The 26,942-nt window shown below is 63.9% G+C and carries 26 protein-coding genes and 1 tRNA gene; 13 read left to right on the forward strand and 14 right to left on the reverse strand.

The annotated features are described in order from the left end of the window. Positions 1-1,943 (reverse strand): excinuclease ABC subunit UvrA (gene uvrA, locus JWR89_RS21070; protein ID WP_299719780.1); only part of this gene is annotated, 1,943 nt, incomplete at its 3' end. Between the two features lie 408 nt (positions 1,944-2,351). Continuing rightward, positions 2,352-3,098, reverse strand: coding sequence for an outer membrane beta-barrel protein (locus JWR89_RS21075; RefSeq protein WP_299719782.1), 747 nt, complete (start codon positions 3,096-3,098; stop codon positions 2,352-2,354). A gap of 360 nt (positions 3,099-3,458) precedes the next feature. Here JWR89_RS21075 and JWR89_RS21080 point away from each other — a divergent pair, with 360 nt between their 5' ends. The 3 genes from JWR89_RS21080 (at position 3,459) to gyrA (ending at position 7,474) form a co-directional block, all read left to right on the forward strand. Next, positions 3,459-3,980, forward strand: coding sequence for a single-stranded DNA-binding protein (locus tag JWR89_RS21080; RefSeq protein ID WP_299719784.1), 522 nt, complete (start codon positions 3,459-3,461; stop codon positions 3,978-3,980). A gap of 138 nt (positions 3,981-4,118) precedes the next feature. Continuing rightward, positions 4,119-4,523: a DUF2306 domain-containing protein gene (locus tag JWR89_RS21085; protein ID WP_299719786.1), complete on the forward strand. Its 405-nt coding sequence runs from the start codon at positions 4,119-4,121 to the stop codon at positions 4,521-4,523. 179 nt (positions 4,524-4,702) lie between these two features. Then, entirely contained in the window at positions 4,703-7,474 is a 2,772-nt protein-coding gene (gene gyrA, locus JWR89_RS21090) for a DNA gyrase subunit A (protein ID WP_299719789.1), read from the forward strand. On the opposite strand, the gene JWR89_RS21095 is transcribed toward gyrA, so the two are convergent. Beyond that, positions 7,471-9,378 (reverse strand): KUP/HAK/KT family potassium transporter, encoded by a 1,908-nt coding sequence (locus JWR89_RS21095; RefSeq protein ID WP_299719791.1) that lies wholly within the window; start codon positions 9,376-9,378, stop codon positions 7,471-7,473. The two genes, gyrA and JWR89_RS21095, sit on opposite strands and share 4 nt — an antisense overlap. Positions 9,379-9,588: 210 nt before the next feature. Next, on the reverse strand, positions 9,589-9,846 hold the full coding sequence (locus JWR89_RS21100; protein WP_299719793.1) for a hypothetical protein: 258 nt from the start codon (positions 9,844-9,846) through the stop codon (positions 9,589-9,591). A gap of 325 nt (positions 9,847-10,171) precedes the next feature. Here JWR89_RS21100 and coaD point away from each other — a divergent pair, with 325 nt between their 5' ends. The 6 genes from coaD to tgt all read left to right on the forward strand — a co-directional run bounded on the left by coaD (position 10,172) and on the right by tgt (position 14,520). Next, complete coding sequence (gene coaD, locus JWR89_RS21105; RefSeq protein WP_299719795.1) at positions 10,172-10,666, forward strand: pantetheine-phosphate adenylyltransferase; 495 nt, start codon at positions 10,172-10,174, stop codon at positions 10,664-10,666. A gap of 62 nt (positions 10,667-10,728) precedes the next feature. Next, positions 10,729-11,313, forward strand: a complete 585-nt coding sequence (locus JWR89_RS21110) for a peptidylprolyl isomerase (RefSeq protein WP_299719797.1) — start codon at positions 10,729-10,731, stop codon at positions 11,311-11,313. Between the two features lie 102 nt (positions 11,314-11,415). Continuing rightward, positions 11,416-11,766, forward strand: a complete 351-nt coding sequence (locus JWR89_RS21115) for a hypothetical protein (RefSeq protein WP_299719799.1) — start codon at positions 11,416-11,418, stop codon at positions 11,764-11,766. After that, the gene (locus JWR89_RS21120; RefSeq protein WP_299719802.1) at positions 11,742-12,209 is read left to right on the forward strand and encodes a peptidylprolyl isomerase; all 468 of its coding nucleotides are present in this window, start codon (positions 11,742-11,744) and stop codon (positions 12,207-12,209) included. The genes JWR89_RS21115 and JWR89_RS21120 overlap by 25 nt, the downstream gene beginning before the upstream one ends. Before the next feature lie 98 nt (positions 12,210-12,307). After that, positions 12,308-13,390, forward strand: a complete 1,083-nt coding sequence (gene queA, locus JWR89_RS21125; RefSeq protein ID WP_299719804.1) for a tRNA preQ1(34) S-adenosylmethionine ribosyltransferase-isomerase QueA — start codon at positions 12,308-12,310, stop codon at positions 13,388-13,390. Next, positions 13,387-14,520, forward strand: coding sequence for a tRNA guanosine(34) transglycosylase Tgt (gene tgt, locus JWR89_RS21130; RefSeq protein ID WP_299719806.1), 1,134 nt, complete (start codon positions 13,387-13,389; stop codon positions 14,518-14,520). The genes queA and tgt overlap by 4 nt, the downstream gene beginning before the upstream one ends. Before the next feature lie 114 nt (positions 14,521-14,634). Here the strand turns inward: tgt and JWR89_RS21135 are convergent, their stop codons facing one another. After that, on the reverse strand, positions 14,635-14,847 hold the full coding sequence (locus JWR89_RS21135; RefSeq protein ID WP_299719808.1) for a hypothetical protein: 213 nt from the start codon (positions 14,845-14,847) through the stop codon (positions 14,635-14,637). A 226-nt stretch (positions 14,848-15,073) separates the two neighbouring features. On the opposite strand from JWR89_RS21135, the gene cysK reads away from it, so the two are divergent. Then, on the forward strand, positions 15,074-16,048 hold the full coding sequence (cysK, locus tag JWR89_RS21140) for a cysteine synthase A (RefSeq protein WP_299719810.1): 975 nt from the start codon (positions 15,074-15,076) through the stop codon (positions 16,046-16,048). A 5-nt stretch (positions 16,049-16,053) separates the two neighbouring features. Continuing rightward, on the forward strand, positions 16,054-16,293 hold the full coding sequence (locus tag JWR89_RS21145) for a BrnA antitoxin family protein (RefSeq protein WP_299719812.1): 240 nt from the start codon (positions 16,054-16,056) through the stop codon (positions 16,291-16,293). A 55-nt stretch (positions 16,294-16,348) separates the two neighbouring features. Here JWR89_RS21145 and JWR89_RS21150 read toward each other — a convergent pair whose 3' ends face one another. The 7 genes from JWR89_RS21150 to JWR89_RS21180 all read right to left on the reverse strand — a co-directional run bounded on the left by JWR89_RS21150 (position 16,349) and on the right by JWR89_RS21180 (position 22,707). Then, entirely contained in the window at positions 16,349-17,227 is an 879-nt protein-coding gene (locus JWR89_RS21150; RefSeq protein WP_299719814.1) for a DMT family transporter, read from the reverse strand. Between the two features lie 205 nt (positions 17,228-17,432). Further along, complete coding sequence (locus JWR89_RS21155; protein WP_299719816.1) at positions 17,433-17,927, reverse strand: hypothetical protein; 495 nt, start codon at positions 17,925-17,927, stop codon at positions 17,433-17,435. Between the two features lie 19 nt (positions 17,928-17,946). Beyond that, on the reverse strand, positions 17,947-18,306 hold the full coding sequence (locus tag JWR89_RS21160; RefSeq protein WP_299719818.1) for a hypothetical protein: 360 nt from the start codon (positions 18,304-18,306) through the stop codon (positions 17,947-17,949). A 163-nt stretch (positions 18,307-18,469) separates the two neighbouring features. After that, positions 18,470-19,057 (reverse strand): formyltransferase family protein, encoded by a 588-nt coding sequence (locus JWR89_RS21165; RefSeq protein WP_299719820.1) that lies wholly within the window; start codon positions 19,055-19,057, stop codon positions 18,470-18,472. A gap of 62 nt (positions 19,058-19,119) precedes the next feature. Further along, a tRNA-Lys gene (locus JWR89_RS21170) sits at positions 19,120-19,195 on the reverse strand. 91 nt (positions 19,196-19,286) lie between these two features. Next, on the reverse strand, positions 19,287-21,962 hold the full coding sequence (locus tag JWR89_RS21175; protein WP_299719822.1) for a glycosyltransferase: 2,676 nt from the start codon (positions 21,960-21,962) through the stop codon (positions 19,287-19,289). 187 nt (positions 21,963-22,149) lie between these two features. Then, positions 22,150-22,707, reverse strand: coding sequence for a beta-1-3, beta-1-6-glucan biosynthesis protein (locus JWR89_RS21180; protein ID WP_299719824.1), 558 nt, complete (start codon positions 22,705-22,707; stop codon positions 22,150-22,152). Between the two features lie 221 nt (positions 22,708-22,928). Here JWR89_RS21180 and JWR89_RS21185 point away from each other — a divergent pair, with 221 nt between their 5' ends. Beyond that, entirely contained in the window at positions 22,929-24,575 is a 1,647-nt protein-coding gene (locus JWR89_RS21185; protein ID WP_299719835.1) for a beta-(1-6) glucans synthase, read from the forward strand. Here the strand turns inward: JWR89_RS21185 and JWR89_RS21190 are convergent. Next, complete coding sequence (locus tag JWR89_RS21190; protein WP_299719826.1) at positions 24,535-24,915, reverse strand: hypothetical protein; 381 nt, start codon at positions 24,913-24,915, stop codon at positions 24,535-24,537. The two genes, JWR89_RS21185 and JWR89_RS21190, sit on opposite strands and share 41 nt — an antisense overlap. Before the next feature lie 123 nt (positions 24,916-25,038). Beyond that, positions 25,039-26,328, reverse strand: a complete 1,290-nt coding sequence (locus tag JWR89_RS21195) for a hypothetical protein (RefSeq protein ID WP_299719829.1) — start codon at positions 26,326-26,328, stop codon at positions 25,039-25,041. A gap of 174 nt (positions 26,329-26,502) precedes the next feature. On the opposite strand from JWR89_RS21195, the gene JWR89_RS21200 reads away from it, so the two are divergent. Next, on the forward strand, positions 26,503-26,942 hold a 440-nt coding region (locus JWR89_RS21200; RefSeq protein WP_299719832.1), incomplete at its 3' end, for an NTP transferase domain-containing protein.

The raw sequence follows: 26,942 nt of genomic DNA on the forward strand, positions 1-26,942 counted from the left end.
CGGCGATGGTTCGGCGGTTTGCGCTCGGGGATCGCCACGCTCAATTCACCGGTGAGATCTTTGCCGGTCAGCGACTTCGGATTGCTCATGATCTCGGCGGGCGTGCCCTGGGCCACGATATGGCCGCCATGGGTACCGGCGCCGGGACCGACATCGACGACGTAGTCGGCAGCGAGCACCGCGTCCTCGTCATGCTCGACCACGATCACGGTGTTGCCGAGGTCGCGCAGCCGCCGCAGCGTATCGAGCAGCCGCGCGTTGTCGCGCTGGTGCAGGCCGATCGAGGGCTCGTCCAGCACATACAGCACACCGGTCAGGCCGGAGCCGATCTGCGACGCCAGCCGGATGCGCTGGCTCTCGCCGCCGGACAGCGTGCCGGAGGCGCGCGCCAGGGTGAGATAGTTCAAGCCGACGTCGAGCAGGAACGACAGCCGCTCGCGGATTTCCTTGAGAATCCGCAGCGCGATCTCGTTCTGCTGCTTGTTGAGCATGGTCGGCACGGTGGCGAACCAGTCGCCGGCCTTGCGCACCGACAGTTGCGAGATCTCGCCGACATGCTTGCCGCCGATCTTGACGGACAACGCTTCCGGCTTGAGGCGATAGCCGTCGCAGGCGTCGCACGGAACGTCGGAAAAATACTTGCCGAGTTCTTCGCGCGCCCATTCGCTTTCGGTCTCGCGAAAGCGGCGGTCGATGTTGGTGACGACGCCTTCGAACGGCTTCTTGGTGTCGTAGGCGCGCACGCCGTCCTCGTAGGAGAACTTGATCTCGTCGTCGCCGGAGCCGTGCAGGATGGCGTTCTGCGTCTTCTTCGGCAAATCCTTCCACTTGGTGTCGAGCGTGAACTTGTAGAATTTTCCGAGCGCGGTGAGCGTCTGGATGTAATAAGGCGACGACGACTTGGCCCACGGCGCGATGGCGCCCTTGCGGAGGGTCAGGTCCTTGTCGGGAATCACCAGTTCGGCGTCGATGGTCTGCTCGATGCCGAGGCCACCGCATTTCGGGCAGGCGCCATAGGGATTGTTGAACGAGAACAGCCGCGGCTCGATCTCGGGGATCGTGAAGCCGGAGACCGGGCAGGCGAACTTTTCCGAGAACATGATGCGCTCGGCGCCGGTTTTGTCGTGGATTTTCGCGACTTTCTTGTCGGCCTTCTTGTCGTCGGCGGGCGCTGCCGGCGGTGCGTCGGCATATTCGATCACCGCGAGTCCCTCGGCGAGCTTCAGCGCGGTCTCGAAACTTTCGGCGAGGCGCTGGCCGATGTCGGGGCGCACCACGATGCGGTCGACGACGACGTCGATGTCATGCGGAAATTTCTTGTCCAGCACCGGCGCTTCAGCCAGCTCGTGGAAGGTACCGTCGATCTTGACGCGCTGAAAGCCCTTCTTGAGGTATTCCGCCATCTCCTTGCGGTATTCGCCCTTGCGGCCGCGCACCACGGGCGCCAGCAGATAGAGCCTTGTGCCTTCCGGCAGCGCCAGCACGCGATCGACCATCATCGACACCGTCTGGCTCTCGATCGGCAGGCCGGTGGCGGGCGAGTAGGGGATACCGACCCGCGCCCACAGCAGCCGCATGTAATCGTAGATCTCGGTGACGGTGCCGACCGTCGAGCGCGGGTTTTTCGAAGTCGTCTTCTGCTCGATGGAGATGGCGGGCGACAGGCCGTCGATCTGGTCGACGTCCGGCTTCTGCATCATCTCCAGAAATTGCCGGGCATAGGCCGACAGCGATTCGACGTAGCGGCGCTGGCCCTCGGCATAGATCGTGTCGAAGGCGAGCGAGGATTTCCCGGAGCCGGACAGGCCGGTGAACACCACCAGCTTGTCGCGCGGAATCTCCAGATCGACGTTCTTGAGATTGTGCTCGCGGGCGCCGCGAATGGTGATGTTGCGTGAGGCCGAGCCGACCGGCTGGCGCTTCGCCTTGATGACTTCGTCCATGACAATTCCCCGACGCATCAGGCGCGCCGCATCCGGGCGCGCATCGCCGGACGTGCCGGGACCGAACGCCAATTGATTGTCTTCGGAACATAGGAAGAACGGGGGCGGATTTCCAGTACCGAACGAAAATCATCAACGGATTTTGGGGAGTGAGTTGCGACCAAGCCGTGGTTGCCAACAAAAAGGCCGGCTCAAGCCGCCTTCATCATTCGGATGGCTTAACAGGTAACCGGTGCGGAATGCGGCGACTGACGCGCCACACGCTGGCACGTACGTGTGACGGCGATTCATTGCACGCACGGATATTTTTGTGCCATGGCGTTGGGTCGAGATGCAATTCTCGCCGTAAGAAAAGGCCGGCATTGCTGCCGGCCTTTTCTGAAGCTCTGTCGCTAGACTGAAGCGCGTTCAGTACTTCGCGATGACCGGGCCGCCCCACTTGTAGTTGATGCGAGCGGTGACGATGTCGGCATCGCCACTGACGCGCGCTGTGCCGAAGAAAAGCCCTGCCGGGGTGGTCAGATTATAGTTCGTGGAGCCGATGAACAGATGGTCGTATTCAACACCGAACGTCCAGTTCGGCGTGAAGCCGTATTCGACGCCGACACCGACCGTGCCACCCCAGCGGGTGGAATCGCCTGCCGAAGCGAGCGTGGCGCCGCCGACCGTTGCGACGTCCCGGTAATTGTTGCTGGTGACCGCGGCACCGCCCTTCACGTAAAGCAGCGTGTTATTCCAGGCATAGCCGACCTGACCGGTGAACAGGCCAAACGCGTTCATGCGCGACTGCAGCGTCTGCGTTGCGAGGATCTGGCTGACGTTGCTGCCTTTCAGGTCAGCCCAATCGCCCTGGGCTTCAAGGCCGAAGACCCACCCGGCGCTTTGCCAGCGATAGCCGATTTGACCGCCGGCGACGCCGCCATCGGCGTCATGGCAACCCAGACCGGCGAACGGTACGAAGGTCACGTCAGTGCCGCAGCGGCGCTGGCTGCCCCAGCCGCCGTTGGCGCCGATATAGAAACCGGTCCAGTCGTACACGGCTACGACCATCGGCGGCGCCTTGGTGTAGGGCCGGGCGGCCAGATCGGCGGCGGAAGCGGAGGTCGCTGCGCTCAAGGCGGCGATGGCGACGGAGGCCAACAGAAGGCGTTTCATGTGAATCTCCCCGAACAGAATACGTGAGTCATACAGGCATTCGCCCTTGGAGGCTGTGCCTCGGATGCAACATCGCGGGACATTCGCGTGCAGGGCGCGAAATTACACGCGGGCGTCTTTTCGCGCAGTGAGGTCGTATAAGCACAGAGTTACTCTCTCGGTTCCAGTGCGCAGATATTGCTCTTTCATTGAGAACAAAAATGGAACATAATCTCGCACGATCCCGTGGATAACCCGGCGATCGGCGGCCTGCGAAAGACGCGGACCGTATAGGGTCGCGACAGCGGTGGTGCGTGCTGGCCTTGAGGTCGGAGCGATCGCCAATCAGCAAGTTTCAGTTTCGAGAGTAGGAGAGCGGCAATGGCTGGCAGCGTGAACAAGGTGATCTTGATCGGCAATCTGGGCAAGGACCCGGAGGTCCGGCGGATGCAGAACGGCAATCCGGTCGTCAATCTCACCATCGCGACTTCCGAGAACTGGCGCGACAAGGCCACCGGCGAACGCAAGGAAAAAACCGAGTGGCACCGCGTCGTGATCTTCAGCGAAGGTCTCGCCAAGGTCGCCGAACAATATCTCAAGAAGGGCGCCAAGGTTTATATCGAAGGCGCGTTGCAGACCCGTAAGTGGACCGATCCGCAGGGTGTCGAGAAGTACTCGACCGAGGTGGTGCTGCAGGGCTTCAACTCGACGCTGACCATGCTTGACGGCCGCGCCGGTGGCGGGGCTGGCGCGGGTGGTGGCGACAGCTACGGCGGCGACAATGGCGGCGACTTCGGCTCCAGCAGCCCGTCGAGCGCGCCGCCGCGCCGCGTCGCGGCGGGTTCGTCAGCCGGTGGCGGCGGTGGCCGCGGCAGCGATATGGACGACGACATTCCGTTCTGATCGCGCAGCGCGTATCGGGTTCGAAACACCGGCGTCTCCAAGGGCGCCGGTGTTTTTGCGCCATGCGACAAACTTGACAGTGGAAAGATGGACGCAGGCGATGTTTACATGACAAGATACTTCTCACCGGAGGGCGTCATGTCGCTGAACCCGCTGCTTGAGGCCGTCGCGCCGATTCCGCTGCACGCATTGGCCGCCATCGCCGCGTTCGTACTGGGGGTGATGCAGCTCGTTGCACCGAAGGGAACGCTGCCGCATCGGACGCTGGGCTGGATCTGGGTCGCGCTGATGCTGACGGTGGCGATCAGTGCATTCTGGATTCATGGCCATAGCTTCCGGCTGTGGCGGACCTGGAGCCCGATCCACCTGCTGGCGATCTTCGCACCCGTGATGCTGGCCATCGGTGTCGTCCGAGCGCGCCGGCACCGCGTGAGGGCGCACGCCATCATCATGAGTTCGATTTTCGCCGGTGCCTTGGTGGTCGCCGGCCTGTTCACGCTGGTGCCCGGCCGGATCATGCACACGGTGGTGTTCTGGCCGTAGCAAGCGCGATTCGGCGATCCCGTGCAGGCCGATCGCAGGCTTCGCCGCAAGCGCTCATACGCCCCCGTAAGTGATTGGAAAAACGAAGATAAAATCCACTGCGCGATGCCGCTCGGGGGTGGCTTGGAAGGCCGCGATGCGCTATATGATTCCCAGCAAAACCTGACCGGAAATCATCCTTGGCCGACACCGAAGACAAGAAACCTGGGGAGCCGCCGGCACCCTCGGATATCCGTCCCGTTTCCATTCTCGACGAGATGAAACGCTCGTACCTCGATTACGCTATGAGCGTGATCGTGGCGCGCGCGTTGCCGGATGCGCGCGACGGTTTGAAGCCAGTGCATCGCCGCATTCTCTACGCGATGTACGAGAACGGCTTCGAGTGGAACAAGCCGTACCGCAAGTCCGCGCGAACCGTCGGCGACGTCATCGGTAAGTATCATCCGCATGGCGACCAGTCGGTCTACGACGCGATGGTGCGCATGGCGCAGACCTTCTCGATGCGCGTGCCGCTGATCGATGGCCAGGGCAATTTTGGTTCGGTTGACGGCGATCAGGCCGCCGCGATGCGATATACGGAATCGCGCCTCACCAAGATCGCGCAGTCGCTGATCGACGACATCGACAAGGACACCGTCGATTACCAGGACAACTACGACGGCTCGTTCCGCGAGCCCCGCGTCCTGCCCGCGAAATTCCCGAACCTGCTGGTCAATGGCGCGGGCGGCATCGCCGTCGGCATGGCGACCAACATCCCGCCGCACAATCTCGGCGAAGTGATCGACGCCTGCATCGCGCTGATCGACGATCCGGCGCTCGGTATCGACGATCTGATCAAGATCATTCCCGGGCCTGATTTCCCCACCGGCGGCATCATCCTCGGCCGCGCCGGCATTCGCGTCGCCTATCACACCGGTCGCGGCTCGATCGTGATGCGCGGCAAGGTCGCCATCGAGCCGGCGCGCAAGGATCGCGAAGCGATCATCATTTCGGAAATCCCGTACCAGGTGAACAAGGCCACCATGGTGGAGCGTATCGCCGAGCTGGTGCGCGACAAGAAGATCGAGGGCATCTCCGATCTACGCGACGAATCCGACCGCGACGGTTTCCGCGTTGTGATCGAGCTGAAGCGCGATGTCGTGCCCGAGGTGGTGTTGAACCAGCTCTACAAGTTCACGCCGCTGCAGACCAATTTCAGCGCCAACGTGGTGGCGCTCGATGCCGGCCGGCCGCAGGTGATGAACCTGAAGGACCTGCTGACGATCTTCGTCGCGTTCCGCGAACATGTCGTCACCCGCCGCACCAAGTTCCTGCTCAACAAGGCGCGCGATCGCGCCCATATCCTGGTCGGCCTCGCGATTGCGGTGGCGAATATCGACGAGATCATTCGCGTCATTCGCACCTCGCCGGATCCTGCCACGGCGCGCGACATCCTGATGGAGCGGCGCTGGCCGGCGATGGACGTCGCGGCGATGATCACGCTGATCGACGATCCGCGCCACCGGCTCGAGGAAGACGGCACCGCGCGGCTGTCGTTCGAGCAGGCGAAAGCCATTCTTGATCTGCGTCTGGCCCGCCTCACGGCCCTGGGCCGCGAGGAAATTTCCGAAGAGCTCGACAAGCTCGCGGTGGAGATTGCCGACTATCTGGACATCCTGCGCTCGCGCGCGCGTGTCCAGGACATCATCAAGGGCGAACTCAACGCGGTGAAGTCGGAATTCGCGACGCCGCGCCGCACCGTCATCATCGAGCATGAGGGCGAGGTCGAGGACGAGGACCTGATCCAGCGTGAGGACATGGTGGTGACGGTATCGCACCATGGCTACGTCAAGCGGGTGCCGCTTTCGACCTATCGGGCGCAGCGCCGCGGCGGCAAGGGCCGTTCCGGCATGGCCACGCGCGATGAGGATTTCGTCTCGCGACTGTTCGTCGCCTCGACCCATACGCCGGTGCTGTTCTTCTCCTCGCGCGGCCAGGTCTACAAGGAGAAGGTCTGGCGGCTGCCGATCGCGCCGCCGAACGGCCGCGGCAAGGCGCTGATCAACATCCTGCCGCTGGAGCAGGGCGAACGCATCACCACCATCATGCCGTTGCCCGAGGATGAACCGTCGTGGGACAACCTCGACGTGATGTTCGCCACTACCGGCGGCAACGTGCGCCGCAACAAGCTGTCGGATTTCGTCGACGTCCGCCGCTCCGGCATCATCGCCATGAAGCTGGACGAGGGCGAGAACATCGTCGACGTGCAGATCGCCACCGAGCATGACGACGTGCTGCTGACCGCCGCCGGCGGCCAGTGCATTCGCTTCCCGGTGTCCGACGTGCGCGTGTTCCAGGGCCGCAGCTCGATGGGCGTGCGCGGCATCGCGTTGCCGGCGGGCGACAAGCTGATCTCGCTGACCATCCTGCGCCATCTCGACGCCAATTCCGAGGAGCGGGCGGCCTATCTGCGCCGCGCCAATGCGGTGCGCCGCGGCGGCGTCGAGGAGCGCGGCATCGTCGAGGACGAGGCGGCTGCGGCCGCCGAGACCGAGGAGGCGACCGCCGCCATCGAACTCGGCGAGCAGCGCTATGTGGAGATGTCGGCGAGCGAGCAGTTCGTGCTGACCATCACCGAGAACGGCTACGGCAAGCGTTCGTCGTCGTTCGAGTACCGGACCACCGGTCGCGGCGGCAAGGGCATCGGGGCGATGGCGGTCAACAGCCGCAACGGCAAGCTGGTGGCCTCGTTCCCGGTCGAGGACGACGACCAGATCATGCTGGTGACCGACAAGGGGCAGCTGATCCGCTGCCCGGTCGGCGGCATCCGCATCGTCGGCCGCTCCACCCAGGGCGTCACGGTATTCAATACCGCCGACGACGAGCACGTCGTGTCGGTCGAGCACATCGGTGAGGCGGGCGAGGGCGATGAGCCCGAAGCGGGCAACGGCGTGCCGCAGATCGAGAGCTAAATCTCGATCTCGGTGCCGAATTCGACGACCTGCTTGGTCGGCACGCCGAAGAATGCCGCAGAGCGCTCGGCATTGCGCTGGAGGAACGCGAACACCGTCTCGCGCCAGACCGCCATTCCCGCGATCTCTTCGCTCGGGATGATGGTCTCGCGGCCGATGTAATAGGTGATGTCATCGAGATCGATGCCGGGCAGCTTGCCCTGGGTGCAGGCCAGCGTCAGGCCTTCGGAAATCGTCGGATACTGCATAAAGCCATAGTGCAGGATGACTCGGGTAATACCTTCGATCACTTCGATGATTTCGACGCGGTCGGAATCCGGGATGCGCGGCACTTCGGCGATCAGCACGGTGACCAGCAGCACGCGCTGGTGCAGCACGTGGTTGTGCTTGACGAATTGCGTCAGCGCCAGCGGCACGCCATTCGGCGTCGAGGCAAGAAACACCGCAGTGCCGTTGAGCCGCGCATGGCAGCGGCTGACCGCGGTCTCGATCAGCTCTTCTTCAGGCTGCCGCAGCTTGCCGCGCGCCGTCTCGACCAGCTTGACGCCGCTGCGCCAGGTCAGCATCAGGAACGCCACCGCGCCGGCCAGCAGCAGCGGAAACCAGCCGCCTTCGAACAGCTTTGTCGAATTGGCGGCAAAGAAGATGCAGTCGATGATGAAGAAGAAGCCATTCACCGTGACCACCAGGAGCGGCGAGTAGCCCCATTGCAGGGCGACCAGCGCGGCGAGCAAGGTGGTGATCGCCATCAACAGCGACACTGCGATGCCATAGGCACCGGCCAGCGCGTCCGACGTGCCGAAGCTGAACACCGCAGCAAGCGTCGCCGCTGCCAGCAGCCAGTTCACCAGCGGCACGTAGATCTGGCCCATGGCGTGGCTGGTGGTGTGCCGGATTTGCATTCGCGGCAGGAAGCCAAGCTGGATCGACTGTTGGGTCAGCGAGAACACGCCAGAGATGATCGCCTGCGACGCAATCACGGTCGCCACCGCGGCGAATGCTACCAGCGGGTAGTGCAGCCAGTCTGGCGCCAGTTGATAGAACGGATTGTCGATCGCCGCGGGATCGGTGACCAGCAGCGCCGCCTGACCGAAATAGTTCAGCACCAGCGCCGGCAGCGCGATGGCGAACCATGCCAGCCGGATCGGCATCCGGCCGAAATGGCCCATATCGGCATACATGGCTTCGCCGCCGGTCACCGCCAGGAATGCGGCGCCGAGAATGGCGAAGCTGATGTGGAAGTCCTGGTGGATGAGGAACTTGAAGGCATAGAGCGGGCTCACGGCCGCCAGCACGCCGGGTGCCTGCACGATGCCGTGGATGCCAAGCAGCGCCAGCACCGCGAACCATGCCAGCATCACCGGCCCGAAGATGCCGCCGATGAAGCCAGCACCCTTGCTCTGCATCAGGAACAGCCCGATCAGGATGATGACCGTCAGCGGCACCACGGCGGGCGCCAGCGACGGCGCATCGACCTTCAGGCCTTCGATTGCTGATAGCACCGAGATCGCCGGCGTGATGGCGCCGTCGCCATAAAGCAGCGCGGCGCCGACCAGGCCGACCACCAGCAGATGCGCGCGCCAAGTGCCGGGCTGCGCGTTGCGCGCCGAGAGCAGCGCCAGTAGCGCGACAATGCCGCCTTCGCCGCGGTTGTCGGCACGCAGAATCAGCATGGCGTATTTGACGGAGATGATCAGGATCAGTGCCCACAGGATGAGCGACACTACGCCGAGCGTCGCATCCGAGGTCAGCGGGCCGCCATGCGCAGCGGCCTTGACGGCTTCCTTGAGGGCGTAAAGCGGGCTGGTGCCGATGTCACCATAGACGACACCAAGCGCGCCAACGGTTGCCGTGAGGGGAAGTCCGCCGGAGCGGGGTGGCGAGGAAACTGGAATAGCAGTCACACTGGCGGCCCTCAGAGGACTCGCGCTATGCGGCGCGCGCGATCAACCGCAGTCTGCGACGCGACGTTGCGAATTGCTACGGAATTCCGGCTGTGGAATTGAACGGATGTTTAGGCGGCTGATGGCAACAGCGGCAAAGTCATATCCGCATGCCGAAGCGACATCGGAAAGCCCTCGGTTCAGCCGAGGGCATGGTATTCTTGTCCGGCTTTAGCGGCGCACCGCGGTGATCAGGCGGGCTTCCCGGATGGTCACGGTCTTGGTGGCGGCGTTGCGCAGGCAGGAGGCCTCGAAATTCGGCCATGCCTGCTCGGAGCAGCTACGTCCGACGGGCTTGATGTCGAGGCGGTCGGCCTTGGCCAGCGCCACTGGCACGGAAGCTTCGACCTTCGGGGCAAAGCCCGGCAGAACGGTGAGAGCGGCGGCGATGAACGCTGCAACGGCGATGGCGGAAATGGCCTTGATCATGACGGTCCCCTGTCATTTGGGCCGTTTTGGCCCGGTTTGTTTGTCGCTTCCTGTGCCTGCCTGATTAGTCAGGCCTGGTTTCAGGAAGTTGTCGTCTCTCCGGAATGTGGTTTCGTCGCCCCGGAGCTTTGTTTCATCCACCGACCGGCACGACACACAGCCAAAGAAAGCGCAGTGTTTTCAGCGTCGTCGCGTGCTCTCCCAATAGACGCGCTGACCCCCGCCCGGGTTCGATTCACGACAGAAAATAAACAACCGCCCGGTCGATGATTTCCGGGGAACCAACCCGGCTTGCGGCTTTTGGGAGGGCGCGGTAGACGGAGGCATGCCCCGTATCGCGCTCTATCCCGGCTCATTCGACCCCGTCACCAATGGCCACCTCGACGTGGTCCGCCATGCCGTGGGCCTGTGCGACAAGTTGATCGTCGCGATCGGCGTCCATCCCGGCAAAAAGCCGCTGTTCTCCACCGAGGAGCGGCTGGAGATGGTCGAGAACGTGTTCGCACCGCTGGCCTCCGCGGCCGGCTGCGCCTTCGACTGCACCACCTATGACAACCTGACCATCACCGCGGCGCAGCGCGCCGGCGCAACCATCATGATCCGCGGCCTGCGCGACGGCACCGACCTCGACTACGAGATGCAGATCGCCGGCATGAACGAAACCATGGCGCCGGACGTGCAGACGGTATTTCTTCCGGCCTCGGTCAGCGTTCGCCCGATCACCGCCACACTGGTGCGGCAAATCGCGGCGATGGGCGGCGACGTTTCGGCTTTCGTGCCGCCGGCGGTGGCCAAGAGCTTGAAATCGAAGTTCGCTTGAAGCTGAAGTTCGCCTAAATCCAAATTCGCCGGTTGTCCGGCTTTCTCTGATCCGGAGTTCTCATGATCCGTATATTCGCCGTTGCCGCCGCGCTGCTCGTGGCCGTTCCCGCTCTGGCCCAGGCGCCCGCCGCGGCTCCCGCCACCGCGCTGCCGGCCGGTCTCGACAAGGCCAACGCCATTGTCATCGACACCACTAAGGGCCGCATTGTTCTCAAGTTGCGCACGGATCTCGCGCCGAAGCACGCCGAGCGCATCAAGCAGCTGGCCCGCGAAGGCTACTACAACAACGTGCCGTTCCACCGCGTCATGGACGGCTTCATGGCGCAGACCGGCGATGGCCAGAACTTCAACGGCACCGGCGGCTCGAAATATCCGAACCTGAAGGCGGAGTTCACCGCCACGCCGTTCAAGCGCGGCGTCGTTGGCATGGCGCGTGCCGCGTCCGAGGATTCTGCCAATTCGCAGTTCTTCATCATCCTCGCCGAATCCTCGTTCCTGAACGGCAAGTACACCGTGGTCGGCGAAGTCGTTTCGGGCATGGACGTGGTGGACAAGATCAAGAAGGCGCCGGCCGGATCGCAGAGCGGCTCGGTCACCGATCCCGACAAGATGGTCAAGGTCCAGGTCGCGTCGGATATCAAGTGAAGCACGGCGATGCTGCGGCGCCGAATTGGGGTTTGGCTCGCGGCATCGTTGCTGGCGTTATGCTTCCTTCCGGCCGGTCCGGCCTCTGCGGAGGGCGCCGGGGTGAGCACGCTGGCCGAGATGTTCGAAAGGCTGAAGGGCTGCTGGCAGCCTCCCGCGCTGCCGCGGGGCCATCCGGGGATGCAGATCACGGTGCTGTTCAGCCTGACGCGCAGCGGAGGGATCCTCGGCAAGCCGCGGATTACCTTTGAGACGCCGGAGGCCTCCGAGGCCGACAGTATTGCCTATCGAACGGCTGTGATGGAGACCTTGCAGCATTGCACGCCGATGCCATTTACCGGGCGCCTGGGCGAAGCGATCGCCGGACGCCCCTTCAGAGTGCGGTTTGACGACCGCCGAAACCTCCGCAAACCAGAAGAGAGACGAGCATGGCTGACAACGAAAATACTTTGATCCTCGAAACCACCCAGGGTCCCGTGACCATCGAAATGCGCCCCGATCTGGCGCCGGGCCACGTCGCCCGCATCAAGGAACTGGTGCGCGAAGGCTTCTATGACGGCATCGTGTTCCACCGCGTTATCGACGGCTTCATGGCGCAGACCGGCTGCCCGCAGGGCACCGGTACCGGCGGTTCCGGCAAGAAGCTGAAGGCCGAATTCAACAACGAGCCGCACGTCCGCGGCACGCTCTCGATGGCCCGCGCGGCGAGCCCGGATTCCGGCGACAGCCAGTTCTTCATCTGCTTCGACGACGCCTCGTTCCTCAACAAGCAGTACACGGTGTGGGGCAAGGTCACCGAAGGCATGGAGAACGTCGACAAGATCAAGCGCGGCGAGCCGGTCAAGGATCCCGACAAGATCGTCAAGGCGCACATGGCCGCCGACGCGGCGGCGTAAGCTTACTCACTGGCAAACGACGTCATGCCCGGCCATCGCGCGAAGCGCCGCTTCGCTAGGTGTGTCGGGCATCCACGTTTAGGGACCTCCGAAGCGCCATGCGCACAGACCTCTTCGACTTTGAACTGCCCGCCGAGAACATCGCGCTGCGTCCCGTCAGCCCGCGGGATTCCGCGCGGATGCTGGTGGTGCAGCCGGGGGCCGCGTTGCAGGACCACGTCGTTTCCGACCTGCCGGACTGGTTGCGCCCCGGCGACCAGCTGGTGGTCAACGATACCAAGGTAATTTCCGCGCAGCTGGCCGGCCGCCGCATCGGCCGCGAGCCCGAGACCAGGATCGACGCCACGCTGATCAAGCGGCTCGACGGTTCGCGCTGGCAGGCGTTGGTCAAGCCGGCCAAGCGGCTGCTCAAGGGCGATACCGTTCGCTTCGGTCATGAAGGGCGGGTCTGCCTGCTCGGCCATCTCGATGCGACAGTCGAGCACAAGGGCGACGCAGGCGAGGTAACCTTCGCCTTCACCTTCCACGGCCCGGCGCTGGACCAGGCGATCGCTGAACTCGGTGCGCCGCCGTTGCCGCCTTACATCGCCGCGCGGCGCACGCCCGATGAACGCGATGCCGCCGACTACCAGACCATGTTCGCCACGAACGATGGCGCGGTGGCGGCGCCCACGGCCGGGCTGCATTTCACCCCGGCGCTGGAAGCGGCGCTGCGCGCGCGCGGCGTTGGCCTGCACCGGGTGACGCTGCATGTCGGGGCAGGGACGTTCCTGCCGGTCAAGGTCGAGGATACCGCCGAGCACAAGATGCACGCCGAATGGGGCATGATCTCGCGCGAAACGGCGGATGCGCTGAACGCCGCGCGCGCGGCAGGCGGTCGCGTCGTCGCCGTCGGCACGACCTCGCTGCGGCTGCTGGAAAGTGCCGCCACTGAGGACAATGTCATTCATCCGTTCGCCGACGAGACCGCGATCTTCATCACGCCGGGCTACCGGTTTCGCGCGGTCGACCTGTTGTTGACCAATTTCCATCTGCCGAAGTCGACGCTGTTCATGCTGGTCTCCGCCTTCAGCGGCTTCGATACTATGACCAAGGCCTATGCGCACGCCATCGCGTCGGGCTATCGGTTCTACTCCTATGGCGACGCCAGCCTGCTGTTTCCGGATAAAAACATCTCATGACCGTCGCTAATCATTTCGAACTGCTCGGCACTGACGGCGTCGCGCGCCTGGGCAAACTGACCACGCCGCATGGCGAGGTCCGCACCCCGGCCTTCATGCCGGTCGGCACGCTGGGCGCCATGAAGGGCCTGCACTGGCGCGAAGTGCGCGACGCGGGCGCCGATATCGTGCTCGGCAATACCTATCACCTGATGCTGCGCCCCGGCGCGGAACGTATCGCGGCGCTGGGCGGCCTGCAGAAATTCACCACCTGGAACGGACCGATGCTGACCGATTCCGGCGGTTTCCAGGTGATGTCGCTGGCGCAGCTGCGCAAGGTGACCGAGCAGGGCGTGACGTTCCGTTCGCATATCGACGGCGCCAAGTTCGAATTGACGCCGGAGCGCGCCATCGAAATCCAGCGGCTGCTGAATTCCGATATTGCGATGCAGCTCGACGAATGCGTGCGGCTGCCGGCCGAGCACGCCGACATCGACCGCGCCATGCAGCTCTCGCTGCGCTGGGCCGAGCGCTGCAAGCGCGCCTTCGAGACCGCGCCGGAGGGCTATATGCTATTCGGCATTGCGCAGGGCGGCGACGTGCCGGAACTGCGCCGGGCCAGCGCGCAAAGCCTCGTCGATCTTGGTTTCCATGGTTACGCAATCGGCGGCCTCGCGGTCGGCGAGCCGCAGGCGGTGATGCTGGCGATGATCGAGGAAGTGGTGCCGATCCTGCCTTCGGACCGTCCGCGCTACCTGATGGGCGTTGGCACGCCGGACGACATGCTGGAAGCGGTGGCGCGTGGCGTCGATATGTTCGACTGCGTGATGCCGACCCGCAACGGCCGCCACGGCATGGCGTTCACGCGGCATGGCCAGCTCAACATGCGCAACGCCCGCCACATCGACGATCCCCGTCCGCTCGACGAGGAAAGTGAGTGGCCCGCGACGCGCGACTACTCACGTGCATACATCCACCATCTGGTGCGCTCCGGCGAAACGCTCGGCGCCATGCTGCTGTCGGAAATCAACATCGCCTATTACCAGAGCCTGATGCAGGGCATCCGCGCGGCGATCAAGGCGGGGACATTCCAGGAATTTCGCGAGCGCACCCGCGCATGCTGGGCGCAGGGCGACATCGCGCCGCGCTAGGCTCCGTCATTGCGAGGAGCGAACCGACGCGGCAGATGCTTCGGGCTAGGACTGGATTGCTTCGTCGCAAGGGCTCCTCGCAATGACGAGCTTAGAAACTTCGGTATATACAGGTCAGTTGCAGGCGATCTTCCTGAATGCGTGCTTGGTGACGAAGCCATAGCCGCAGGTATCGCAGGTCCAGAGATAGCTGACGATATCATCGGTGAGGAAAGCCGAGGCCTCGGCGGCGACCATCGAATCCGCGCAGACCGGACAAGTCGGCAGTGCGCTGCCGCGTGGGGATGGATGAAACTCCTTGGTCGAACGGGCAGCAAGCGCTGGCATCGTGACCTCCTGGCTCTCAAGTTCATCATCTATCATTGTCGAGCATAGACTGATTTGTTTGACCGTGTCGCAACAGAATTGCGTTGGTTTTAGGAATTTTGATTCCATTATGTTTCGCAATGCAGCGAGAACGAGGTGCTTGCGCTGGCCCGCGAACCGCCACACATGATCGGTAGTTCATGAAAATACCATCGTGTCGCATCAACCGAGAGCAGGGGGATTTACCATGGATACATCGCTGGAAACCACGACGCACCGTCCCGGCCGCGGCCGCATCTTCGGCAGCATCGTCGAGGCGACCGGCGATACGCCGATCGTCAAACTGGTGCGGCTGCCGCAGCAGCACGGCGTCACGGCGACCATTCTCGCCAAGCTGGAATACTTCAATCCGGCAGCGAGCGTGAAAGACCGCATCGGCGCCGCCATGATCATCGCCATGGAAAAGGCCGGCGTCATCAATGCCGACACCGTGCTGATCGAGCCGACTTCGGGCAACACCGGCATCGCGCTGGCCTATGTAGCGGCGTCGCGCGGCTACCGGCTCAAGCTGGTGATGCCGGAATCGATGTCGATCGAGCGCCGCAAGATGCTGGCCTTCCTCGGTGCAGAGATCGTGCTGACGCCGGCCGCGCAGGGCATGAAGGGCTCGATTGCCGCCGCGGAAGAGCTGGTGCGAACGACGCCGAATGCGGTGATGCCGCAGCAATTCAAGAACCTCGCCAATCCGGAAATCCACCGCCGCACCACCGCCGAGGAGATCTGGAACGATACCGATGGCAACATCGATTTTTTCGTCGCCGGCGTCGGGACCGGCGGCACCATCACCGGCGTCGGCCAGGTGCTGAAGCCGCGAAAGCCGTCGCTGCGGGTGGTCGCGGTCGAGCCCGAGGAAAGCCCGGTGCTCTCCGGCGGCCAGCATTCGCCACACAAGATCCAGGGCATCGGCGCCGGCTTCGTGCCCGACGTGCTGGACCGTGGGGTGATCGACGAGATCATCAAGATCAACAGCGCCACGGCGATCGAGACCTCGCGGGCGCTGGCGCGCAACGAAGGTATTCCCGGCGGCATCTCGTCCGGGGCCGCGATCGCCGCGGCACTGCAGATCGGCAAACGGCCGGAGAACGCCGGCAAGGTCATTCTGGCGATTGTGCCGTCGTTCTCGGAGCGCTATCTCTCGACCGCACTGTTCGAAGGAATCTGATCACCATGGCCCAGACCCCGCGGCGCCCGCGCACGCTCCAGGATGCCCGTAGCGAGGCCGAGGCCGCATTCAAGCAGACCACCACCAAGGTGGTCGAGGCTCCGGTGAGCAAGCCGGCGCTGCCGGGTATCCGCGAACTGGTGTCGCTGCGGATCGATCAGGACGTGCTGGAGCACTTCCAGCAGGATGGTCCGGGCTGGCAGGACCGCATCAATGATGCGCTGCGCAAAGCCGCGGGCAAATAGCCGGTGAGGTTTTCACGCCGGGCGGGCAGGTGGGTGTAACTCTGGGGTATATTTGTCAGCTTGCCGCGCGGACCGGCACCGGCGCCGGGCTGCGCAGGTTGAGCATGTTGCCGAACAGGATCAGCGCCGCGCCGAGCACGGTATAGATATCGAGGCGCTCGGCGTAGAGCAGCCAGCCGATGGTGGCGCTGAGCGGCACGCGCAGGAAGTCCATCGGCACCACCACGGTGGCGTCGGCGTAGAGCATCGCCCGCGCCATGCAGAAGTGAGAGAAGGTGCCGCAGAACGCGATCACCACCAGCCAGCCCCAGACGTAGGCCGACGGCCACTGCCAGAAATACAGCGCCGGAAAAAAGCCGGCGGCCGATTGCACGACGATCATCCAGAAGATGATCTTCAGCGCGCTGTCGGTGCGCGTCAGCGATTTGATCATGGTGATGGAAATGCCGAAGCCGAAGGCGGCGCCAAGCGCGACCAACTGGCCGAGATTGACCGCGCCGGCCGTCGGCCGCACGATCACGATGACGCCGATCAGGCCGAGCACGATGGCGGTGATCTTCCACACCGTCACCCGCTCGCCTAGGAACACCGCGGCCATGATCGCGATCCAGATCGGCATCGTGAACTCGATCGAGACTAGCTGGCTCAGCGGAATCAGCGTCAGCGCGAAGAACCAGCCGATCTGCGCGATGTAGTGCACCAGATTGCGGGTGACGTGCGTCAGCGGACGCGCGGTCCTCATCGCCGCCAGCCCGCCGTTAAAGTGTAGGATCGGCAGCAGCATGAAGAAGCCGATCACCGAACGGATTTCCATCACCTGGAACACGTTCAACTCGCGCAGCGTCTCGCGACCGGCAATGGCGACGAACAGCATCAGCAGCAGCCAGCCGGACATCCACAGCGCAGCGCGGGATTTGGACGGCGAGCGATCCATGGCAGCGAACTAACCAGTGTGTTGCGTTGCAAAAACGAAGCAAAGTTCAACGTATGAAAGGGCAGGTTGTATCGGCGACATCGCATGGCTTTGCAATGTGCAATTAGGGCGGAGCTGCGATGCGCGAGCGCCACGGAATCCCGACAAAGAAAAACCCCGGCTGCGAAAGCGCAAACCGGGGTTTCGAATTTACAAGGCTAAACGATCAGCTGCGCGACAGCGAGATGTTGGCGCCCTTGAACGCGCCCTCGGAGCTGATGGCCACATTCTGCTTGTTGCCATTGGTGGTCATGGTCAGCTTGGCTGTAAACGCCGGCGCCGACACGGTGACATTGAACTGGCCGTTGCCGGCACGGCCTTCCAGCGAACCGGAAACGTTGCGGGTGGTCTCGGCCCAGGTGCCGGAGAGCGTGCCGGCCTTGGCGATCACGTCGCTCTTCAATTCAAACTTGTAGCTGTCGCTGGCGCACAGCAAGGCCTGATTGAGGCCGTTGCCTTCGCTGCTGACGGCGTAGGTCGCCTTGCATCGAATGCGCTCCTTGGAGCCGTCCTCAAGCGAGATCGTGCCGTTGCCGGACCACACGCCGGCCATGCCCGCGAACGGGGCGGACTGCGCGTAGGCCGCCGAGCCCGAAAGACCGAGTGCCGCGCAAATAGCGGCGGCGCGGAAGAACTGCGAAGAGGCCGGACGCGAAATCATGAGATCATTCCCAGTTGAGTTATTGACGTGAAGCTTCCCAGCGACCGCTGCAGGGAACGCCACCGGAGGCACCATTCCACTTGCCGGAACCGGTATTGCCAGAGAGCTGGCCGTTCGCATAGGCGGCGCCGATCGAAACCTTGACGCTGCCTTCACGGCCGACCTTGCCGGACACGTCGGCGCCCGGTGCGGTGACCTTGCCGTCGGTCACGGTCAGCGGATAGCGCGCCGTCGGCTCGCAGGTGCCGGTCTTGGTGACGATGGTAACATTCCACAGACCGTCATAGGGGGTCTCGGCATTGGCCGGAGCGGCAGCAAAAGCGACAGCGCTCAAAATCAGCGAATGGCAAAAAAACGTACGGATGCGGTTGAAACGCATTGGATCAAATCCTTGATGTTGTGATGGCCGTCTTATCCGGGTGTAATGTGTCCAAAGTTTGCTGCAGTGCAGTAAACGCCCAGAAACCGTCTCACTTGTAGTGAACGGGCCGACGCCAAGTTGGTTCCAGCGCAGTCGCGTTTACCCAAGTACCGGGAAGTTGTCAGGCCAGCTTGGGTGCCTTGGTGGCAAACTGCTCGTCCTGGGCCACGGCCGGCAGGCTGCCATGGGCAAGCGCGTGATCGATGATCTCGCCCAGCAGCTTCTGGCCCAGTGGCGCCAAAGCGCGCTCCCATAATTCGCGGGCCGTCTCGCCTTTCTTCACAAAGCACCATTCCTGCAGGGCGATGGCGCCGCCATCCATGGTGTCGGCGAGGTGATAGATGGTGCCGCCGGCGATCGGGTCGCCCTCGCGGATCGTCCATTCGACGGCGGCAATGCCGCGATGGCGCGGTAGCAGCGACGGATGGTAGCCGATGCCACCCAGTTTCGAGGCCGCCAGCGCGTCCCTGCCGATCCGGGCGTGGCTGTGGGCGGTGACGATCAGGTCGGTGCCCTCGGCGATTTCGGAGGCGTTCACGTTCTTCGGGTCGGCCTGCACGGTGACCGGGATGCCGGCGGCCTTGGCAGCGGCGGCCAGCCGGTCTTCGGCGTCGGCGACGACGACGCGGGCGATTTCGACATCGTGGGTCCGCAGCATCTCAAGGGTGATGACGCCAAAATGACGGGAGCCGACGAGCGTAATCCGCATGGTTCAGGTGTCCGCTTAGGAGGGAATTGGCCGGGAACCCGGCCGGATGGTGTGTTGGGCTGTGGTGGGCGGGATGGGGCTCGAACCCATGACCATTCGATTAAAAGTCGAATGCTCTACCAACTGAGCTACCCGCCCCCAAGGGGTGCATAGAAGGCGGGTCCGCGCGGGTCAAGGGCGGGACCGCCAGTTGCCGATATTGTCTGTCGATGACGCCCCGGACGGGCGGTCAACTGGCCTCGCGGTGAATTTCCGAGGTGGCGGGCTGGGCGACCTGCATCGGGTGCGGCATCGCCTCCTGGCGCAGACCGATCAGCTCGGCGGTGCGAATGGTCGTATTACGCCACCAGACGAAATCGTTGCTCCGCGAATTCTCGAGGATGGCGATCGCCACCGCGGACAGGAACGGCAGGCTTTCCAGCACCAGCACGCCGGCGAACACGTAGATCTCATGGACCTGCTTGAAACTGTTCGATGCGATCAGCACGCCAGCACCGATCAGCAGTAGCACGCCGATCACCGCTTCCCAGAACGCCTGGAACTCGATCGACATGTTGGACAGGCCGCCCTTGGAGGTCACGGCGAAGGGCAGATGCTCGGTGATGAGGCCGTTGGCGACGGCCCGTGACACCGTCCACTGCACCGACATCGCCGCCACCATCGCGCCCAGCATCTGCCAGGTCTTCACATGGACGCGCAGGCGGTACAGCGTGATGAAGTGGATCAGCGACACCAGGAAGGCGGCGATGATCGGCAGGGTCAGGATCTTGTCGGGAATCGCGATGTCGGCAAAGGCCACGATCGGCACCCAGACCAGGTTGAGCAGGGCGACCAGCACGCCAAGGCTTTCGGCGCCGAGCCAGTTCAGCCAGCCGAGACCGAATTCGCGCTTCTGGTCCTGCGTCATCCGGCTGGCGCCCGGCAGGAAGCGCCGCCAGTGCTTCTTGATGATCTGGAAGCCGCCATAGGCCCAGCGATGGCGCTGCTTCTTGAACGCCTCGTAGGTGTCCGGCAACAGGCCGTAGCCGTAGCGCACGTTGGTGTAATGCGTCAGCCAGCCGTGCTGCATGATCGACAGGCCGAGGTCGCTGTCCTCGCAGATGGTATCGCCAGCCCAGCCACCAACCGTGTCCATGGCGGTGCGGCGGATCAGGCACATGGTGCCGTGAACGATGATGGCGTTGGCCTCGTTGCGCTGGACCATGCCGATGTCGAAGAAGCCGGCGTACTCGCCGTTCATGATGTAGTGCATCAGCGAACGGTTGCCGTCGCGATGGTCCTGCGGCGCCTGCACCAGCCCGACGTTGGGATCGTTGAAGGCCGGCACGAGATCCTTGAGCCAGTTCGGCTCCACCATGTAATCGGCGTCGATGATGCCGATGATCTCGGCATCGACCGCGGTCCGCTCCATGGCGATGCGCAGCGCGCCCGCCTTGAAGCCCTCGACCTTCAGGGCGTTGATGAAGATGAAGCGCTCGCCGAGCGTCCGGCAGTAATCCTGGATCGGTTGCGTGAACGCCGGATCGGGCGTGTTGTTAATGATCACCACGCATTCGAAATTCGGATAATCGAGCCGCGCCACCGCATCCAGCGTCAGCTTCAGCATCTCCGGCGATTCGCGATAGGCCGGGATGTGGATCGAGACCTTCGGAAAATGACCGTCGGCCGGAATCGCGAGCGCGGAGGTCTGCGCCGCGGTAAGCAGCCGGCGCGGCGCCCGGCCGAAGGCGATCGCCGCGATCTCCTCGATCCGCGCCATGGCGATCAGCACCAGCGGCACCAGCAGGGTCAGGCCGAGCGTCAGCGCAAAGGCCGAGCCCCAGACGAAATAATGGCCCTGCTGGTAGGCGAAGATCGTTGCCACCCAGGCGCCAACGCCGTTGGCCGCCGCCGACAGCACGAAAGCCTGCATCAGAGTGGGGGTGACCAGCTGCAGGACCGGCAACGACAGCAGAATACCGACCAGCAGCGCGATGCCGGCGAGTTTCCAGTGCGCTTCATCGACCACCGGGCCGGTCCAGGCGAATTTCGGCTCGCGAGCGGCGTTGAGGATGCCCCAATACGGACCGACGCCGCCTTCGAAGAACTTCCAGGGCTGATCGATCGCCTCGACGATGTTGTATTCCATGCCGATGGCTTCGGCGCGGCTGACGAAGGTGCGCAACGTCACCGCCTGTTCGAACGGGCCGGGGACCGCGCTCTTCAAATTATAGCCGGCGCTCGGCCAGCCGAATTCGGCGATCACGATGCGCTTCCCGGGGAAGGCGTCGCGCAGTTTCTGGTAGATGATCAGCGCCTGATCGACCGCCTGCTGGTCCGAGAAGCCTTCCCAATACGGCAGAATATGCGCGGCGATGAAATCGACCGATGACGCCAGTTCGGGATGTTCGATCCAGATGTTCCAGATTTCGCCGGTGGTGACCGGTACGTTGACCTGACTCTTGACGCGCTGGATCAGCTTGACGAGGTCTTCGACCTTCTGCTCGCCGCGGAACACGGTCTCGTTGCCGACCACAATGCCGTTGACGTTGCTGTTGCGCTTGGAGAGGTCGATCGCCGAGAGCATTTCGCGCTCGTTGCGATCGACGTTCTTGTCGATCCAGGCGCCGACCGTGACCTTCATGCCGACTTCGTTGGCGATCGGGGGAACGAGTTCGACGCCGCCGGTCGATGAATACAGACGGATGGCGCGGCTGACCGTGGAAAGCTTGGTCAGGTCGGCGCGAATCTTGTCGGGGTTGGGAATATTATCGACGTCGGGGTGAGCCGTGCCGTCGAACGGGGCATAGGAAACGCTGGGGAGGATGCCTTTGAAGTCGGGAGCTTCCTGCTTCTCGCGCAAGATGCCCCAAAGGGCGGCATGAGCAGCAGTTACAAACAACAGAACGGCGACGACGGCGCGCATCGCGAGTAAACCATGATGGGGCGAGCGTGGCCGGGAAGCGGACCCGTCCCCTAGGTCCGACCAGAACGACGGTAGCAGAACAATATCTCTGCCACGCGGATTAACAACTCATATGACGCCGTGGCGTTTTGAGGGCGGCAACTATTCAAAACCGCGAATAATTGCCGCCGTTCCGGCGCCGCTGAATTTATTTCGGCGCGTCGGCCGGCTTCGCTTCAGGCGATGCGGCTGGGGCGGGTGCAGGCGCCGCGCCGCCACTCGGACCGGGAGTTACGGGCGTGACGGCGGCGGTCTGCGGCTGGGCGTTCGGATTGATCCAGCAGGCATGGACGCGGCCGTTCAGGCTGTCCGGCACTTTCGGATCGAGCGCGCCGAATCGCACCAGGCAACGGAACGTCGCCTGCACATGGCCGCCCGGGCAGCCGAAGCGATCGTAGAGATCGAGATGGCGGAATGCGGTGTCGAGGTCGTCGCGCCACATCAGCACCACGACGCGGCGGCCGAGCCAGACGCACTCCGGATTTCCGGCGGGACCGTTGATGGCGTTGGTCGCTTCGACGAATTCGTCGGTCTTCTTCTGGCTGTCCTTGGCCACATCGGTGGGCGAGGGCGCATTCGCCGCCGGCTTCTGGTCCTGCGCGCCGCTCTGCGCGACCGCTCCGGTCATGCCGAGCAACAGCGCAAATCCTGCTGCGGCGATACAACGCACACCCGCACTTTGGAACCCGAACACCAGTCGACGCATAAAGTCCCCGATAAAGTTGGCTGCCACGACGCTCCGACGCTGCTGTCAGATGCCGCTTAAATAGGTCCCCAATACGGCGAAGACCGCGCCTGAATCCCATGACGGACATTTTGGATTTTGTCCAGCAATGCCGGAAATTTGTGGCGATTTCGCAGGACCACCGCGAGACAAGACTGTGATTGCCTGCAACCTGCTCTTGGCAGATCGGCGGTGACGGGCTAATCGACGGACGTCTCTGGAGGACGGAACCGATTTCCTACCGCACGCCGCTGGCGCTTCTCCTGTTATCCCTTAGCTCGATCGCGGCGGTATGGTGGTGGCTCGCCACCCCCGTCTCGCTGGTGCGCGCCCCGATCGATCCCGCGGCCAGGCTGGAATGCGTGTCCTACGCGCCGTTCCGCGGCGACCAGACGCCGTTGATTCCCACCACGCAGATTTCCGCCGAGCAAATCGCGCAGGATATGGCGCAGCTCGCCAAGATATCGAAGTGCGTGCGCACCTATTCGATCGAGAACGGCCTCGATCAGGTGCCGGAACTGGCCGGCAAGGTCGGCCTCAAAGTGATCCAGGGCATCTGGCTCGGCAGCAACCGGCTGAAGAATCTGGCGCAGATCGCCATCGCGGTTCAGCTGACGAAAGAATATCCGAGTGTCATCAGCGCCGTCGTCGTCGGCAACGAAGTGCTGTTGCGCGGCGAGATGACCGCCGCCGATCTGGCGGCCAACATTCGTTCGGTGAAATCGCAGGTCAAGGTACCCGTCACCTATGCCGACGTCTGGGAATTCTGGCTGCGCAACCGCGAGATCTATGACGCCGTCGATTTCATCACCATTCACATCCTGCCGTATTGGGAAGACTTCCCGATCCGCGCGAAGAATGCCGCCGCCCATGTGGACTCGATCCGCAAGCGCGTTGCGGTGGCTTTCCCGAACAAGGAAATCTTGATCGGCGAGACCGGCTGGCCCAGCGCCGGGCGGATGCGCGACAGCGCGTTGCCGTCGCGCACCAACCAGGCGCGGGTGGTGTCGGAAATCCTCGATCTGGCCAAGCGCGAGAATTTTCGCGTCAACCTGATCGAGGCCTATGACCAGCCCTGGAAGCGCGATCTCGAAGGCACCGTCGGCGGCTATTGGGGCCTGATCGACGACCAGGCTCGCGCGCTGAAATTTCCGGCGGGGGTGCCGATCACCAATTACCCGGCGTGGAAGCTGCAGATGGGGCTCGGGCTCGGGCTCAGCGTGCTGGTATTCGCGGTGGGCATGCTGGCGCTGCGACGGCGCCCGTGGTCGCCGCGCTTCGTGTCGTGGCTGACTGTAGCGATTTCGGCGACCGCGGCCGGCATACTGCTCGGCGTTGCCGCCGATAAGATGATATATGAAAGCTACGGTCTCGGTCGCTGGCTGCAATGGGGCGGGTTGCTGGCCGCCGGCGTGGCGTCGCCGCTGCTGTGCGCCTATGCGACCATGTCTGGGCGCGCGCTGCCGACTTTCCTGGAATTGCTCGGTCCCCGGCCGTTCCGGACCGGTTCGGTCTCGACCGTGCTGCTGGGTCTGACGCTGATTGTCACCGCGTTGATCGGCGCGGAGACCGCGCTCGGCTTCGTGTTCGATCCGCGCTATCGCGACTTTCCGTTTGCGGCGCTGACGATGGCGGTGGTGCCATTCGCCGGGCTGATGCTGGTCAACCGTCCGCAGGAAGGCACTCGCCCGATCGCCGAGTCGGTGTTTGCCGGCGTGTTCGTGCTGTCGGTGCTGTATGTCGGCTTCAACGAGGGGCCGGACAACTGGCAGTCGCTGTGGACCTGCGCGATCTATCTGCTGTTCGGCATCACGCTGTGGCGGGCGCGGGCCGTGCAAATCCCAGAATAAGCAGGCCGACCGCGAGGCCGGACAGGCCGATATTATAAAGCACGATGCCGAAACCGGCGGCGACGATCGCCCCGGTCAGCAGCACGATCGACGGCCGCATCAGGTTCAGCAGGGCGATCACCACGGCGACCATGCCGAACACCGAACTCTTGAACAGCGACGTCACCAGCAACCGGGTCTTGCACAGCATGGTCGGAAGGCCGGCGTCGCAGGCGAGCGCCACGGACGACAGTTCGATGGCCATGTAGCGCAGATAGATCGCATAGCCGACGCTCAGGAAGCCGACGATGAGAAGCCATTGGACCTGGCGGGCGGTGAGCCGGAACGGATCTTTTTTCATGGCCTGACTATGGTTCGGATCGCGCCGCGGGACAACCCGGCGCGCGATCGGGTGAGTCGGTTCGATTCAGGTAACGCTTCAAGTTCCGGCACCAACCGATTCGAAGGGCTGTTGTTTCGTCGTTCAGCGTATCCCGAGGAACGTGGTCAGCGACGACTGCGGCTTGGGCGGAGGCGCGGGTTCTTCGACCGGTTTGGGCGGCTGCACCTGCTCGGTACGCTGGTTATAGGCAGGGGCGCGCTTGCGCGGTGCCGGCTTGGCCGGCGCAGCAGTGGCGGCCGCTGGCGCGTCGTTCTTCAAGGCCAGTCGTTGGCCATCGAACAACGAGGTCTCGCAGATCCGGTTGCTCTCGGTCATGATGGCGCAAATCTTGGCCGCCGTGGCGGCGTCGCTGATCGGGCCGAGCACGAGGCGCAATTGCATGCCAAGCCCCGTAGAGCGTTCCTTGACCATGATGATCGGCCGCAGTCCTGCCAGCGCCTTGTTGGAACTGGAGATGCCGCGCCACAGCGCACGCAGCCCGTCGATCGAATTGGCCGTGCCGACGTCGATGCCGAATTCGGTGCGCGGGACCGGCGTGGCCGGCGTTTCCGCTGCGGCTTCTGCAACCGGGGCGGCCGGCTGCACCGATGCCGTGGTTTCAGGCGCGGCTGGCGCTGAGGGCGCCGCCGGGGGATCGCTGAGCTTCGACGCCGCGACGTCCGGCGGCGCCATCATCGATTTCCACGCGACCAGGGGCTCGGACTGGATCGACTGACCGGCCGCGGCGGATTGGGCCGGAGCTTCCTTGACTGCGGCTTCCTTCGGCGCGTCCTTGACCGGCACTTCCTTGGCGGGAGGCTCCTTGGCAGCTGCCTTGGCCGCCGGTGCTTCGACCGGCGCGCTCGCGACAGGCCCGATCAGAGGCGCCGATGGGATGGTCGGCAAGGACGCTGCGGTTTGCGGCGCCGGCGCAGGCTCAACGGTGACCAACGCCGCGACAGGTGTCGGCGGCACCACGGCTGCCGGAACGGCGGCTGCTGCCTGGCGCTTGATGGAGCCAGTGACGGATTCAAGACCCTGTTCGACCGAGGTGACTCGCGAATACAGCCGGTCGCGGTCGCTGTTCAGCGTTTCAATGGCCTGCGACAGCCGCTTGGCTTCGCTCTGCGTCTCGCGGGCGACAAGCTGGATCTGCTGCGACTGTCGCGCCATTAGTTCGGAGGAGGCCAGTTGCTCGCGGCGCAGTTGCGATTGCGACTGGCTGGCGAGCACCGCCACGATCACCGCGGCCACGGCGCCAGCCCCCCACGATCCCAGCCGCCACAGCATGCGGCGGTCGAGTGTGTCCTCGTCCGCCAGGAAACTGGTCAACCATCCGCCGTGGTGCTGTGCCGAAAGCGTGTCGGCCCACTGATCGCGATCTTCTGCCATCCGACGTCTTTGGCGCTCCCTGCGGCCCTACGAATCACAGCCAAACATTATCAGGAAACCGCCGGGGAACCTGCGGATAGCGCGGCGCGGTGACAGCGAAACTGCTTTCCCCTTTCAGCCAAAAACGCTTTATGAGGGCGGCGGCGCCGTTCGCGCCTCAATACGGGGATTCGGATGAGCGGCAGAACCAGCCTGACCATTGTGCTTGCGGCCGGCGAAGGCACGCGGATGCAATCTTCGACGCCGAAGGTGCTGCATCAGGTCGCCGGACAATCGCTGCTGGCCCATGTGCTGGGCGCAGCGCCGCATGGCCCCGGCTCAGCGCTGGCCGTCGTCGTGGGGCCCGACCACCAGCCGGTGGCCGACGAGGCGAAGCGGGCCCGGCCGGATGCCGCGACCTTCATCCAGCGCGAGCGGCTCGGCACCGCGCATGCCGTACTCGCTGCGAAGGCGGCCATCGCTCAGGGCGCCAACGATATTCTAATTGCGTTCGGCGATACGCCGCTGATCTCGGCCGACACCTTCGAACGCCTGCGCGCGCCGCTGCAGTCGGGCGCCGCGCTGACGGTGCTGGGATTTCGCGCCGCCGACCCGACCGGCTATGGCCGGCTGCT

This window comes from Tardiphaga sp. (genome assembly GCF_028290785.1).
GTDB lineage: Bacteria > Pseudomonadota > Alphaproteobacteria > Rhizobiales > Xanthobacteraceae > Tardiphaga.

Excerpts from the sequence above, each read along its gene's own strand:
- JWR89_RS21075 (WP_299719782.1), bottom strand. The coding sequence starts at position 3,098 with ATGAAACGCCTTCTGTTGGCCTCCGTCGCCATCGCCGCCTTGAGCGCA.
- JWR89_RS21080 (WP_299719784.1), top strand. The coding sequence starts at position 3,459 with ATGGCTGGCAGCGTGAACAAGGTGATCTTGATCGGCAATCTGGGCAAG.
- JWR89_RS21085 (WP_299719786.1), top strand. The coding sequence starts at position 4,119 with ATGTCGCTGAACCCGCTGCTTGAGGCCGTCGCGCCGATTCCGCTGCAC.
- JWR89_RS21100 (WP_299719793.1), bottom strand. The coding sequence starts at position 9,846 with ATGATCAAGGCCATTTCCGCCATCGCCGTTGCAGCGTTCATCGCCGCC.
- coaD (WP_299719795.1), top strand. The coding sequence starts at position 10,172 with ATGCCCCGTATCGCGCTCTATCCCGGCTCATTCGACCCCGTCACCAAT.
- JWR89_RS21110 (WP_299719797.1), top strand. The coding sequence starts at position 10,729 with ATGATCCGTATATTCGCCGTTGCCGCCGCGCTGCTCGTGGCCGTTCCC.
- JWR89_RS21120 (WP_299719802.1), top strand. The coding sequence starts at position 11,742 with ATGGCTGACAACGAAAATACTTTGATCCTCGAAACCACCCAGGGTCCC.
- queA (WP_299719804.1), top strand. The coding sequence starts at position 12,308 with ATGCGCACAGACCTCTTCGACTTTGAACTGCCCGCCGAGAACATCGCG.
- tgt (WP_299719806.1), top strand. The coding sequence starts at position 13,387 with ATGACCGTCGCTAATCATTTCGAACTGCTCGGCACTGACGGCGTCGCG.
- JWR89_RS21135 (WP_299719808.1), bottom strand. The coding sequence starts at position 14,847 with ATGCCAGCGCTTGCTGCCCGTTCGACCAAGGAGTTTCATCCATCCCCA.
- cysK (WP_299719810.1), top strand. The coding sequence starts at position 15,074 with ATGGATACATCGCTGGAAACCACGACGCACCGTCCCGGCCGCGGCCGC.
- JWR89_RS21145 (WP_299719812.1), top strand. The coding sequence starts at position 16,054 with ATGGCCCAGACCCCGCGGCGCCCGCGCACGCTCCAGGATGCCCGTAGC.
- JWR89_RS21150 (WP_299719814.1), bottom strand. The coding sequence starts at position 17,227 with ATGGATCGCTCGCCGTCCAAATCCCGCGCTGCGCTGTGGATGTCCGGC.
- JWR89_RS21155 (WP_299719816.1), bottom strand. The coding sequence starts at position 17,927 with ATGATTTCGCGTCCGGCCTCTTCGCAGTTCTTCCGCGCCGCCGCTATT.
- JWR89_RS21160 (WP_299719818.1), bottom strand. The coding sequence starts at position 18,306 with ATGCGTTTCAACCGCATCCGTACGTTTTTTTGCCATTCGCTGATTTTG.
- JWR89_RS21165 (WP_299719820.1), bottom strand. The coding sequence starts at position 19,057 with ATGCGGATTACGCTCGTCGGCTCCCGTCATTTTGGCGTCATCACCCTT.
- JWR89_RS21175 (WP_299719822.1), bottom strand. The coding sequence starts at position 21,962 with ATGCGCGCCGTCGTCGCCGTTCTGTTGTTTGTAACTGCTGCTCATGCC.
- JWR89_RS21180 (WP_299719824.1), bottom strand. The coding sequence starts at position 22,707 with ATGCGTCGACTGGTGTTCGGGTTCCAAAGTGCGGGTGTGCGTTGTATC.
- JWR89_RS21190 (WP_299719826.1), bottom strand. The coding sequence starts at position 24,915 with ATGAAAAAAGATCCGTTCCGGCTCACCGCCCGCCAGGTCCAATGGCTT.
- JWR89_RS21195 (WP_299719829.1), bottom strand. The coding sequence starts at position 26,328 with ATGGCAGAAGATCGCGATCAGTGGGCCGACACGCTTTCGGCACAGCAC.